Genomic DNA, 12,362 nt, shown 5'->3' with positions numbered 1-12,362 from the left:
TCTCTCCTTGGCATGACTTGCCCCTCCTGCCGCGTTGCGCTCGTGATGAGCGAACGCCAGGGTATCGAAATCGACTACTGTCCGCAGTGCCGCGGCGTCTGGCTTGATCGGGGAGAACTCGACAAGATCATCGAGCGTTCCGGCAGGGAAGCGGCGCCCGCGCCGCAGCCACAGCCGGCAGCATTCTCCCAGCCACCACACGGCCAGGGCCGCGATGACGACTATTCCCGCTCGCACGGCCACCGCTATCCGAAGCGGAAGAAATCATTTTTCGAAGAGTTGTTCGATTGACCGGATAACGCCGGCACCCGGCGACGGTTGAAAATTTCCGAAACCGCAGAGACAAAGGTTCATCTCCGATGACTTCCCGTACAAGCCGATTTGCAGCCCTCTTTGCAGGACTGTTCCTGGCGTTTTCGATGGTCGCGATAGACCATGCCGAGGCGCGCCGCGGCGGCAGTTTCGGCAGTCGTGGCATGCGCACGTTCCAATCGGCACCGCCGACCAGGACCGCACCGGCCCCGACCGCTCCGGTCGAGCGTTCGATGACGCCCAACACCGGTGTGAACAACGCGGCCCGGCAGCCACAGGCCGGCCTGCAGAGGCCCGGCTTCATGAGCGGCTTCGGGGGAACGATGATGCGGGGCCTGCTGCTCGGCGGCCTGATCGGCCTGCTCGTCGGCCAAGGCTTCGGCGGCCTGGCCGGCCTGTTCGGTTTCCTGCTTCAGGCCCTGCTCATCGGTGGCGCGATCATGCTGGCTATCCGCTTCTTCCGCTCGCAATCGGCGCGTGGTCCTGCGCCAGCGCTCGCCGGTGTCGGCAATGCCCAGGCTTCGAGATTTGAGAACCGCGAAACGGCTGGGCAGCAGACTGCAGGCTCCTTCACAATTCCCGGCTTTGGCGGTGGTTCGGGCGGAAGCTCTCCGGCCATCGGTTCTGATGAGATCACGCTGGCTCAGACCGACCTCGACGCATTCCAGCAGCTGTTGACCGATGTCCAGGAAGCATTCGGGCGCGAAGACCATGCCGCTCTGCGGCGGGCTGTTACCCCCGAAATGGTCTCCTATCTGTCGGAAGAGCTGGCTGACAATGCCCAGAAAGGTCTCAGGAACGAGGTGACGGACATTAGTTTGCTGCAGGCCGACGTCGCTGAAAGCTGGCGTGAGGATGACCGCGACTACGCCACGGCCGCATTGCGCTACGAGTCTCGTGACGTGACGCGCGAACGGGCCACCGGCAAAATTGTCGAGGGCGACGAGGACCATCTGACAGAGACGACCGAGCTGTGGACATTCGTGCGTGAGAATGGCTCGAACTGGAAGCTCTCCGCAATACAACAGGCTTGAGCTCCGGGCGGATTTGCCCGAGGCTCGATGCGAGTTGTGGGTGTTCAGCGCACGATCTTGACGCACATCGGCGTGCCGATCTCGATGGCGCGTCCGGTGTCGGTCAGTATGCCGGTCTCGGCGTCGCGAGCGAAGATCGAGATGCGGTCGGCGTTCTGGTTGGCGGAAAACAGATGGCCGCCTGACGGCGTCAGCGCCAGATTGCGCGGCGTCGCGCCACCACAAGAGATATAGCCGACGAGGCTCAGCGAACCTGTCTGCTGGTCGACCGCCATGATGACGACGCTGTCATGGCCACGGTTGGAGCCGTAGACAAAACGGCCATCCGGGGAAATCTGTATGTCGGCGCAATGGTTGCTGTCGCGCGCCTCGGCCGGCACCGCCGGCTTCGCGTCGATGAGCGTGAGCTTACCCGAGGCTTCGTCCAGCGCCATCGCCACGATGGTCGAATCCAGCTCGTTCATAACGAAGACGAAACGTCCGTTTGGATGCAGTGCGAGGTGGCGTGGACCGGCGCCGGATGGCAAAGCGGATTCGGTTAGCTTGGCCAGATTGCCGGCGTGCCCGATCCGGTAGGACACCAGCCGGTCGATTCCGAGATCGGCGACGATGGCTGTCCCGCCGGCAATGGTTTCGGTAATGCTGTGGGCGTGCGAGCGTTCCTGTCGTGCCGCATTCGGGCCGCTGCCGGAATGCGAGACGCTGGCCAGCGGGGCCGACAAGGCACCACTCTCCTCTAAGCCATAGACCGCCACCGCGCGATCCGGACCGCCCTCGCCCATGCCGTAATTGGCGACCAGCAGTTTTGTCCCGTCGCGGGTGATGGAGTTATGGGCGGTGATGCTGCCCAGCGACGGCTGCTTGTTCAGATAGGTGAGCGCGCCCGAGGCACGATCGAAGCTGTAGGCGGAGACAGTTCCCTCGCGCCAGGTGAAGACTTCCGAATTGGCGTAGACGTGTGAACCGTCCGGCGTCACCGAGAGGAAGGTTGGATTGTCGACGTCATGGGCTTCAGCCAGCTTTCGGGTTTCCAGCGTCGTCTCGTCAAAGCTGTAGACGCTGAGGCCGACGCCCCGAGCGCCCTGAAAATACGGCGCCTCCCGGTTCAGGCTGCCGACAAAGACCAGACAATCCTTGTGCATGATTTTCCTCCCTGCCCGCCTGCGCTTCGGCCCGCGGGAGCAGCCAAAATTTCGCCTGTTCACGCTTGCAACGCAACCCCATATGTGAAAATACTATTTACAAAAGAAGATTGACGGGAGGAGACGTCTTGCATTCAGGCGCCTTGATGCGTGTTCAAATGGTTGCGCGGTCTCTTCGGCAGGACTGGCGGATTCGGTCATGAACGATTTCGCATCCACCGTCGGTGTCGCCTCGACGCATCCCAAGAACATGCCGGCGGATCATGCCGCGCTGCCGGTATGGAACGCCGAAAACTGGTTCTATGAGGATTGGCCGGTCGGGCAGAAGATCCGCTCGTTGCGACGGACCATGGCCGAAGGCGACAGCCATTTGTTCAACACGCTGGTGCTCGACATCCACCCCTATGTGCAGGACCAGATGTTTGCCGAGAGCGAAGGCATTTTCGGCAAGCGGCTGATCGCCGGCGCCTTCGTCTTCGCGGCTGGCCTGGGACTGGTCGCCACCAACTGCGTCAACGCCTTTTCCTATGGCTATGACAAGCTCCGCTTCATAAAACCCGTCTTCATTGGCGACACGATCTATTCGATCCGCTCCAATCTCGACAAGAAGCCCCGCTACCAGGAGATGGGGCTGATCCGCGCCAGCTACGAGGTGTTCAAGGGCGAAGGCGAGCTGGTTCTCTATTGCGAGCATCTGCAGACGGTGAAGTACCGCAACCCGGCCGACTTCGTCGGCAAGACGGAGAAATAACGATGCCGGCAGCAGCCGAATTGCCGCTCGCCGGTCTCGTCGTCGTCGACATGAGCCAGTTCCTGTCCGGGCCTTATTGCTCGCTCAGGCTGCTCGATCTCGGCGCGCGCGTCATCAAGATCGAGCGCCCGGATGGCGGCGACCTGTCGCGCCGGCTCTATCTCAGCGACACCGAGATCGGCGGCGATTCCACCATCTTCCATGCCATCAACCGGGCCAAGGAAAGTCTTGCCATCGACCTCAAGAACGAGGCCGACCTCGAGGCGCTGCGCGGCCTTCTGGCCAAGGCCGACGTGCTGATCCAGAATTTCCGGCCGGGCGTCATCGAACGGCTTGGCCTGGACTACGAGGCGGTCCGCAAGATCAATCCACGCCTGGTCTATGCCTCGATCAGCGGCTATGGTGAGGACGGCCCGTGGGTCAAACGCCCGGGCCAGGATCTCCTGGCGCAGGCGCGTTCCGGCGTGATGTGGTTGAACGGCGACGAGGACCAGGGGCCGGTGCCATTCGGCCTCGCCATCGGCGACATGCTGGCCGGTGCGGCCTGTGCGCAGGGCATTCTGGCCGCACTGGTGCGGCGCGGTATCACCGGTCAGGGCAGCCACATCGAAACCAGCCTGCTGGAAGCGCTTGTCGATTTCCAGTTCGAGGTGCTGACCACGCATCTCAATGACGGCCGCCGGCTGCCCAGGCGCTCCAGTTTCCGCAGTGCGCATGCCTATCTGTCGGCGCCTTACGGTGTCTATCCGGCCAAGGACGGCTATCTCGCCATCGCCATGACGCCGATCCCCAAGCTGGCCGATCTCTTGTCGCTCAGCGAACTCGCACCCTATCGCGAGAAGCCGGCATCCTGGTTCACCGCGCGCGACGACATCAAGGCGATCATCGCGCAGCGGATCGCGACCAAGACCATCGATGAGTGGCTTGATATCCTCGAGCCGGCCGACATCTGGTGCGCCAAAGTGCTGACCTGGCCGGAGATGCTGGCGAGCGAAGGGTTCCAGTCCCTCGACATGCTGCAGACTGTGACGCGCGAGGACGATGTCTCGATCCTCACCACCAGTTCGCCGCTCCGGGTCGATGGCATAAGGGCCAAGGTCGATCGGGCGGCGCCCCGCATCGGCGAGCACAGTGCCGCCATCCGCGCGGAGTTCGGCCTGTGAGCGTGCCCATCCTCAAGGGCATGACCTGGAGCCATCCGCGTGGCTACGATCCGATGGTCGCCTGCTCGTCGCTATGGCAGCAGAAGACCGGCGTCGTGATCGAATGGGACAAGCGCTCACTTCAGGACTTCGAATCCTTTCCGGTCGAGGAACTGGCGCGCGCCTATGATCTCATCGTCATCGACCATCCGCATGTCGGCCAGATCACGGCCGAAGGCTGCCTGGAGCCGCTGGATGTCGCCGGACGCGAGGCGGAACGCACGGCCCTTGCCGCGGGCAGCGTCGGCCAGTCCTATCCGAGCTACAACTGGCAAGGACGGCAATGGGCTTTCCCGATCGATGCGGCAACCCAAGTCCAGGCATGGCGGCCGGATGCGATCAGTGCGCCACCGGCGCGCTGGAGCGAGGTGCTCGATCTCGCCCGTCAAGACCGCGTGCTGCTGCCGTTGCGGCCGCCTCACGTGTTGATGGTTTTCTACACGCTTGCCGGCAATCTCGGGCATGCCTGCACGACCGATTCATCCGACGATCTGATCGATGTGGAGATCGGTAGCCAAGTCTTCGAGGCAATGCGCGAGATCACAGCGCTGGTCGATCCCGCGTGTTTCGAGATGGACCCGATTGCCGTCTCCGAACGTATGGCGGAGGCCAGTTCCAGGTTCGTCTGCGCGCCACTGATCTATGGCTATGTGTCCTATGCGACGGATGGCTTTCGGGCGAACCGGCTGGCCTTTGCCGACGTTCCGGTCATCGGTTCCGGCGGCCCGGTCGGTTCGGCGCTTGGCGGCACCGGCATAGCGGTTTCAGCCTTTTCCAAAGCCAGGGATGCCGCGATCGACTTCGCCTATTGGGTCGCGAGCGGCGGTGTTCAGCGCGGCCCCTATGCCGCCGCCGGGGGCCAGCCCGGCCATGCAGCGGCCTGGGAAGATCAAGCCGTCAATGAAGCGACCGGCGACTTCTATCGGGATACGCGCGCGACGCTGGAGGGCGCATGGGTGCGGCCGCGCCATGACGGCTACATGGCGTTCCAGCAGGCGGCTTCCGAACGCATCCTTTCCGGCATGACCTCCCGGCATCAAGCCCGACAGGTCGTTGCCGATCTCAATCGCCTGTTTCGGGAGAGTTCCCCGGCGCAGGTGTCCGGCACTGCCGGTGGAGGAGCCTGAACCAAACCGAACGGAGGAGAACAAGAATGACAGGAATGATCCGCGGCCTGCTGGCCGCAACGGCGCTTGCCTCGCTTGCAACGACCGCCTTTGCACAGGATGTGCAAGGCGTCATGGGTGGACTGCCGACCGAACTCAAGGCGCAGTATGACGGCACGCCCCAGAAGGTGCTGCCCTCGGCCTGGGACAATTTCACCGCGCCGCCCAAGCCGTGGAAATGGTGCCACTCGGAATCATACCAGGGCAATCCGTGGCGGGTCACGGTGACCAAGGAGTTGAAGCGTCTTGTCGACGGGCTGATTGCCGACGGAATGGTGTCCAGCTTCGAAGTGTCTGATTCCAACAACGATGCCAGCCAGCAGATCAACCAGATCCGCGCCTTCATTGACAAGAAGTGCTCGATCATCACCTCGATCCCGGGTTCGGCGACGGCGCTTGACGACGCCATCGACGCTGCCGCCAAGGCCGGCATTCCGTTCATCACGGCGGCCGGCTCGGTGACCAGCCCGAACGCGATCAATGTCGATTCCAACTATGCGCGCTGGGGCTATGACATGATGGCGGCGATCGGCAAGGCGCAGCCGGACGGCGCCAGCATCCTTCTGGTCGAAGGCATCGCGGGACACCCGATCGTGGTGCAGGAGCGCCAGGGCGCGGACAAGGCGCTGGCCGAAAATCCGAAGCTGAAGATCTCGCGCAACGTCAACGGCAACTGGACGGCCAACGTCACCAAGACCGTGGTGCTGCAGGCGATCGCCACCAACCCGGCGCCGATCGATGCGGTGTGGACGACAGGCAGCGAGAGCCGTGTCGTTGCCGAAGCCTTCGCGGAAGCCGGCCGGCCGGCGCCATTGATCACCGGCTCGATCACCGGCGATGCGCTGGGCTACTGGAAGGCCAACCCCGACAAGTACCGCTTCGAAGGCCATGCGGTGCTGCCGCACTGGACCGCGCAAACGCTGTTCCGCGTCGGCGAGCGCATGCTCGACGGACAGAAGCCGAAGCTGAACACGCTGCTGATCCCGATCCCGCCTGTCCACACCGCCGATCTCGGTGCCTGGTACAAGGACTGCATGACGACCGATGCCGTGTCGATCTTCCCGATCCCGCCGAAAGATCCGATGCCGGAGGAATGGCTCGACGCCTATTTCTCGAACCCGGCGCCGACCAAGGGCTGGGATTATTCGAAGGTCCCCGACGCCTGCGCAAAATAACGCTGCGCGAACTAGCCTCTCAGCAGGCCGGCTCCTTTCGCGGAGCCGGCCTGCCAGCATCGAATTGTGACATGCTTGAAATCAAAACCATATCCAAACGCTATGGCGAGACGATCGCGCTCGCGGACGCATCGATCGCGTTCCGGGCGGGGACCATCCACACCATTCTGGGCGAGAACGGTTCGGGCAAGAGCACCATGGTCAAGCTGTTGTCCGGCATCGTCCAGCCGGACAGCGGTGTGATCCTGCTGCACGGCAAGCCATTCCCTGGCGCCAATCCATCGGCCTTCCAGGCGCAAGGCTTCGCCACGGTGTTCCAGGAGGTGCTGATCGCGCCGGATCGCAGCGTGACCGACAACATCCTGCTCGGCCTCGACGGACTGGTCCGGCGTGCCGTTCCCCGTCATGAGCGCCGTGACCGGGCGGAAGCTGCGCTGAAGCGCTTCGCGGTCACCGACGTCCCCCTCGACAAGCCAGCCGGCCTGCTGCCGCTTGCCGCGCAGCAATTGGTCGTTCTCGCCCGCGCGATCGTGCGCAACCCAAAGATCCTGATCCTCGACGAGGTCACCGCCGCGCTCGACTTCGCCGACCGCGAATCGGTTTTTTCGTTGATGTGTGCGCTTGCCGGCGAAGGCTGCCTGATCCTGTTCATCACCCACCGCATGGATGAGGTGATGTCGCTTTCGGACCGCATCTCGATCCTGCGGGGCGGCAGCGTCGTGCGCACCGAAGAGCGCGGCGCTTCCACGCCGGCGGAACTTCTCAAGGCGATGGCGCCACGTACCGCTGCGGAATTGGCGCATGGCTGATCGCACTGCTCTCGATTTTGGTGGTCTTGCCGTTCGCGAACTCGTCATCGCGCCCGGCGCCAGCCCGATCACGCAGGCCATCGCTCCGGGTGAGATCGTCGGGCTTGCCGGTCTCGATGGTCATGGCCAGGAGCTGTTTCTCAAGATGCTTGCCGGCCTGGAACCGTCCCATGGCGGCTCGATCGAACTCGGTTCATCAGATGCCTCCCGAAAGATTACCGGGTTTCGCAAGGCTGTCGCCAGCGGCATCGCCTATTTGCCGCGCGACCGACGCGCCAACGGCATTTTCCCGACACAGTCGGTGCTCGACAATTTCGCCGTCTCGACCTTGTCGCGCGACACGCGGCTCGGGCTAATCAGCCCGTCGGCACGCAAGGCGCGCTACGACCTCTATCGCGAAAAACTCTCGATCGCAGCACCCCGGCCCGATGCGCCGATCACCACTTTGTCGGGCGGCAACCAGCAGAAGGTGCTGCTGGCGCGGGCCTTGGCGCTGGAGCCCGCGATCCTGCTCCTCAACGATCCGACGCGTGGCGTCGACGTGGCGACGCGGCATGTGCTCTACGACGTGTTTCGCGGGCTGGCGGCCGACGGCATGGGGCTTGTCATCCTGTCCAGCGAAATCGAGGAGATTCTTCTCCTGTGCCAGCGCGTGCTGGTGTTCCGTGAGAATGAAGTCGCGGCCGAGATCGCCGGCGACGCGCTGACCACCGACAACGTGATCTCAGCCATGTTCGGACGTGCGGCATGAACCCTGTTGCGCGTCTCTTGTCCCTTGGGCGCAATTTCGGCTTCGCGGTCGTGCTGCTGGTCGTGCTGCTTGCGGTCAATCTTATCCTCAGCCCGGGGCGGTTCCAGCCGGGTTCCTGGGGGGCGCTGGTCGGATTGGCCGCGCCCTTGATCGGCGCGGCCATTGCGTCCACGCCTGTCATCCTCGCCGGGCGTGGCGGAATCGACATCTCGGTCGGGCCATTGATGGGCTTCGTCAACGCTTTGACGATCCAGGTGCTGTTCCTCGGCACCGGCATCTCATCGCCCCTGGTGCTCGTTCCGGCTGCATTGCTCGTCGGCGCGCTGGTCGGTGCTGCGAACGGCTTTCTAGCGACAATCGTGCGCATTCAGCCGATCGTCGCGACGCTCGGCACCTATCTGATCCTCACCGGCGTGACGCTGACGATCCTGCCGGCGCCGATCGGTCCCGCACCGGCCTGGCTCAAGGCACTGTCCGGTCCGCTCTCGATGCTGCCGCTGGCACTGATGTTCATTGCCTGGTGGCTGGTGCGGCGCACCCCTTACTACGACCAGTTGATGGCGGTGGGCAGCGACGATCGCGCCGCCTACACCGCCGGCGTCGATGTCACGCGCGTGCGCTTCATCGCCTATGTCATGACCGGCATCCTGGGCGGATGCGCCGGGCTGATGCTGACCGCGCTGATCGGCTCCGCCGACCCTAACATCGGGCCGACCTACACGCTGATCGCCATCGCCGCCGTAGCGCTCGGCGGCGTCAGCCTGGCCGGCGGGCGTGGCGGCGTCGCCGGTGCAGCCATTGGCGCCATCGACATCTTCCTGCTGCAAAGCGTGCTGACGACGTTCAACGTCTCGACCTTCGTGCTGCAGATCGCCTACGGCGCGATCCTGGTGCTGGCCGTGATGCTGACAGCGCTGCAGGAACGTCTTGCCGTGAGGAGTCGCTGACATGGTTTTGCGCCGAAACCTGTTCGCGACAACCAACGCCCGTGTCGTCGGCGCCTTCTGTGTCGCTGCTCTTCTGCACCTTACCGGCACAGTTCTCATTCCCGGCTACTCGGCACCGTTTGCGATACGCGCCATGCTGGTGCTCGCTTCGCTGCTTGCCGTCGCCTCGATCGGCCAGACGCTGGTCGTTATCATGGGCGGTATCGACCTGTCGATCCCCTTCGTCATCGGCTTTGCCAATGTCGTGGCGGCGCAGCTTTATGGCGATGGCTGGAATTTTGTCCTGGTCTGCGGCCTCGTCGGCGTTCTGGCGATCATCATCGGCGGGCTGAACGGGCTGATCTCGCGCAGCCTCGATATCCAGCCGCTGATCGTCACGCTCGGCATCGGCATGGTCGTGCAAGGGCTGGTGCTGCTGTGGACAGCCGGCTTCCCGTCGGGCTCCGCGCCGCAAGCGGTTTCCAGCTTCGTGTCGATCGGCGGATCGGCCGGACCGCTGCCGGTGCCGTGGCTGGTGCCGAGCCTGGTCGTGCTGGCCGCACTCGTCGTGCTGGTGCTGGAGCGAACGCCCTATGGCCGCCGGCTTTACGCGCTGGGCAGCAATCCGGGCGCGGCGCCGCTGGCGCTGATTGACCCGGTTCGCATGTGGGTCATCACCTATGCCGCAAGCGCCTTCTTCGCCGCTGTGTCAGGCGTGCTGCTGCTCGGCTTCACCGGTTCGGCCTATGGCGATGTCGGCCAGCCCTATCTGTTCCAGACCATCGCGGCGGTCGTCGTAGGAGGCGCAGCACTTGTCGGCGGCCGGGGAAGCTATCTCGGCACGATCGCCGGCGTGCTGGTGCTGACCGAGATCAACACGCTGCTGATCGGCCTCGGCTTCCAGCCCGCAGCGGTGCAGGCCGCGCTCGGCTTCGTCATCGTGCTGCTGGTTTCGCTCTATGGCCGCGAACGGCACGTCTCGACCACCATCTGAAAGGACCAGTCAATCGAGCCGCCACAGCTTGCGGGCATTCCCGGACAACAGCCTGTCGCGCTCGGCAACGCTGCAGCCCGAGAGCAATGCATGGGTCGCCGCCACCCAGGTCGACAGGCCGCCGCCTAGCGTGCAGACCGGCCAGTCGCTGCCCCAGACGACGCGGTCCCAGCCGAATGAATTGATGGTGTGCTCGACGTACGGCCGCAACGTCTCAACCGTCCAGCTGCCGGCATCGGCATAGGCGACGACACCGGAAATCTTGGCCATGACATTCGGGCGCCGGGCGATGTCGCTCATATGCTCGCGCCATGGATGTTCGCTCTTGCCTTTGATGTCGGGGACGCCGCAATGGTCGAGGATGAACGTCACATCGGGTGCCAGATCGGCCAGCGCGATCGCCTTGGGGATCTGGTGCGGCAGCACGACGAGATCGAAGGTCAGGCCGGTGCCGCCAAACCGCTTTATGCTGTCGCGAAACACCGCACCTTCCGAGAGATCGTCGGGCACGACATGGAGGACGCGGCGAAAGCCTTTTACGAACGGGTTTGCCCGCTGCCGTTCGAGATAGGCCGCGAAGTCCCCTTCCTCAGGGCGGCAGGACGCGATCACCCCGGCCAGCATGCTGCCGGACTGCCGTGACAGTCCTTCCACACGAGCGGTCTCGGCTTCGATGTCGGCCGCATCGACATCGACCTCCATATGCAGCACGCGCTCGACGCCGACACGCTGCGCCTCCGTCGCGTAGTCTTCATAAGAGAAATCGCGGTTGAGCGCCGGCACGCCGGCGAGCCAGGGATAGCGCAGGGCCGAGCGATCGATGAGGTGAAGATGGGTATCGATGATCATGGTGAGACTCCTCCTCTGGCTTTCAAAGCATCTCACAGGGGAATTCTTCATTCAAATAAGAATTCACGCCGATGAGCCGACTGCTGATCCAGCGAGGTGCGACAGCTTTTCACACGTCGCCAGCAACAGTTCGATCGTCCTGGTGATGTCGGGCGCGGAAGGCGCGTTGACCACCGTGATGTAGGGAATCGACAACGCGGCGATCGCCTTGCCGTCGGAACTGCGGACCGGGGCCGACAGGTTGAAGACGCCGGCTGTCTGCATCGAGGCCATCATCTCGTAGCCACGGTCGCGGATTTGGTCGAGACGGGTGAAGAACTCGGTCGATTGCGCCGTCTTGTCGGTGCTGCGGACGTGTTCGGAAATCATCATCTGGCGCTCTTCCGGTGAGCGGAAGGCGAGCAGCACATGTCCCGATCCGGTGTCGAACAAACTGATATGGGAGCCGACCCGGATCGATATGCCCCAGTAGTTCGGTGCTTCCTGCTGGCCGATGACGACGGCAGAACCGCGATCAAAAACAACCAGTTGGTTGGCCTGCTGCGATGTCTCGGCAAGCTCACGCATCAGCGGCGTCGCATAGGAGACCAGCCGCCGTACCGGCGCATGCAACTGTGCCAGGCCGAACAGCTTGAGCGTCAGCGAATAGCGGTCGCCGTCGAGGCGCGTGACGTAGCCGCGCCGCACCAGCCGGTCGAGCATGCGATAGAATTCGTTGGGACTGCGGTCGAGTTTCTTGGCGATTTCGGCCTGGGTCAGGCCGCCGTCGACGCCCGCCAGCAGTTCGAGGATATCGAGCCCCTTGTCGAGCGCCGGCGCGCGATAGCGCTCGTCTTCGCTGTCGTCCATGGGCTCATCTCCAGTGAATTTCACCCTTCATATACGCAGGAACGTGCGCGGCGGAAACAAATTTCGCCTTGACGTGTCTATGAATGTTTTGTTTGTATATGAATGTAGCACTTCTTGTCATCAGACGAGTTGCGGTCGCCGCGGAGGCGGCACCAAGGGAGGATACCAATGAACAGACTGCTTTCCGGCGTGTGCGCCGGTGCATTGTTGCTCGCGTCAGGTACGGGCGCTGCCCTTGCCGGCGACCTGCCCGGCAAGTTCGAAGGCGTGACCGTCGACGTGAAGCTGATCGGCGGCCAGCAATATGAAAAGCTCTACGAGCGCATTCCCGAATGGGAGAAGGCGACCGGCGCCAAGGTCAACATCCTGACCAAGAAGAACGGCTTCGACATCGACAAGGAG

General features: G+C 63.5%; 13 protein-coding genes and 1 pseudogene. 11 read left to right on the top strand and 3 right to left on the bottom strand.

Annotation, left to right across the window (positions count from 1 at the left end):
• Together EOB49_RS19775 and EOB49_RS19770 are read left to right on the top strand one after the other, a co-directional pair.
• Positions 1-291: zf-TFIIB domain-containing protein (locus EOB49_RS19775; protein ID WP_127381985.1), on the top strand; the 291-nt coding region annotated here is incomplete at its 5' end.
• 68 nt (positions 292-359) lie between these two features.
• A complete protein-coding gene (locus tag EOB49_RS19770; protein ID WP_127381974.1) occupies positions 360-1,346 on the top strand; it encodes a Tim44 domain-containing protein in 987 nt (328 codons plus the stop codon).
• Positions 1,347-1,390: 44 nt separating this feature from the next.
• On the opposite strand, the gene EOB49_RS19765 is transcribed toward EOB49_RS19770, so the two are convergent.
• Positions 1,391-2,488, bottom strand: a complete 1,098-nt coding sequence (locus EOB49_RS19765) for a lactonase family protein (protein ID WP_127381973.1) — start codon at positions 2,486-2,488, stop codon at positions 1,391-1,393.
• Positions 2,489-2,687: 199 nt separating this feature from the next.
• Here EOB49_RS19765 and EOB49_RS19760 point away from each other — a divergent pair, with 199 nt between their 5' ends.
• The 8 genes from EOB49_RS19760 to EOB49_RS19725 all read left to right on the top strand — a co-directional run bounded on the left by EOB49_RS19760 (position 2,688) and on the right by EOB49_RS19725 (position 10,262).
• Positions 2,688-3,239: a MaoC family dehydratase gene (locus EOB49_RS19760; RefSeq protein WP_127381972.1), complete on the top strand. Its 552-nt coding sequence runs from the start codon at positions 2,688-2,690 to the stop codon at positions 3,237-3,239.
• A 2-nt stretch (positions 3,240-3,241) separates the two neighbouring features.
• Complete coding sequence (locus tag EOB49_RS19755; RefSeq protein ID WP_127381971.1) at positions 3,242-4,402, top strand: CaiB/BaiF CoA-transferase family protein; 1,161 nt, start codon at positions 3,242-3,244, stop codon at positions 4,400-4,402.
• Positions 4,399-5,568, top strand: coding sequence for an extracellular solute-binding protein (locus EOB49_RS19750; protein ID WP_127381970.1), 1,170 nt, complete (start codon positions 4,399-4,401; stop codon positions 5,566-5,568). Before EOB49_RS19755 ends, EOB49_RS19750 begins: the two co-directional genes overlap by 4 nt.
• 26 nt (positions 5,569-5,594) lie before the next feature.
• Positions 5,595-6,782: an ABC transporter substrate-binding protein gene (locus EOB49_RS19745; RefSeq protein ID WP_127381969.1), complete on the top strand. Its 1,188-nt coding sequence runs from the start codon at positions 5,595-5,597 to the stop codon at positions 6,780-6,782.
• Between the two features lie 71 nt (positions 6,783-6,853).
• Complete coding sequence (locus tag EOB49_RS19740) at positions 6,854-7,591, top strand: ATP-binding cassette domain-containing protein (protein ID WP_127381968.1); 738 nt, start codon at positions 6,854-6,856, stop codon at positions 7,589-7,591.
• Positions 7,584-8,342, top strand: a complete 759-nt coding sequence (locus EOB49_RS19735; RefSeq protein ID WP_127381967.1) for an ATP-binding cassette domain-containing protein — start codon at positions 7,584-7,586, stop codon at positions 8,340-8,342. The genes EOB49_RS19740 and EOB49_RS19735 overlap by 8 nt, the downstream gene beginning before the upstream one ends.
• Complete coding sequence (locus EOB49_RS19730; RefSeq protein WP_127381966.1) at positions 8,339-9,289, top strand: ABC transporter permease; 951 nt, start codon at positions 8,339-8,341, stop codon at positions 9,287-9,289. The genes EOB49_RS19735 and EOB49_RS19730 overlap by 4 nt, the downstream gene beginning before the upstream one ends.
• Before the next feature lies 1 nt (position 9,290).
• A complete protein-coding gene (locus tag EOB49_RS19725; protein WP_127381965.1) occupies positions 9,291-10,262 on the top strand; it encodes an ABC transporter permease in 972 nt (323 codons plus the stop codon).
• Positions 10,263-10,271: 9 nt separating this feature from the next.
• On the opposite strand, the gene EOB49_RS19720 is transcribed toward EOB49_RS19725, so the two are convergent.
• Positions 10,272-11,111, bottom strand: coding sequence for an amidohydrolase (locus EOB49_RS19720; RefSeq protein WP_127381964.1), 840 nt, complete (start codon positions 11,109-11,111; stop codon positions 10,272-10,274).
• A gap of 63 nt (positions 11,112-11,174) precedes the next feature.
• Positions 11,175-11,960: an IclR family transcriptional regulator gene (locus tag EOB49_RS19715; protein WP_127267478.1), complete on the bottom strand. Its 786-nt coding sequence runs from the start codon at positions 11,958-11,960 to the stop codon at positions 11,175-11,177.
• Between the two features lie 168 nt (positions 11,961-12,128).
• Between EOB49_RS19715 and EOB49_RS37745 the strand changes: the two are divergent.
• A pseudogene (locus EOB49_RS37745) lies at positions 12,129-12,362 on the top strand (sugar ABC transporter substrate-binding protein); the annotation flags it as partial.

The sequence above is a fragment of the Mesorhizobium sp. M7A.F.Ca.MR.148.00.0.0 genome (assembly GCF_003997735.1).
Classification (GTDB): domain Bacteria; phylum Pseudomonadota; class Alphaproteobacteria; order Rhizobiales; family Rhizobiaceae; genus Mesorhizobium.
This window is presented reverse-complemented; position numbering and strand designations above follow the sequence as displayed.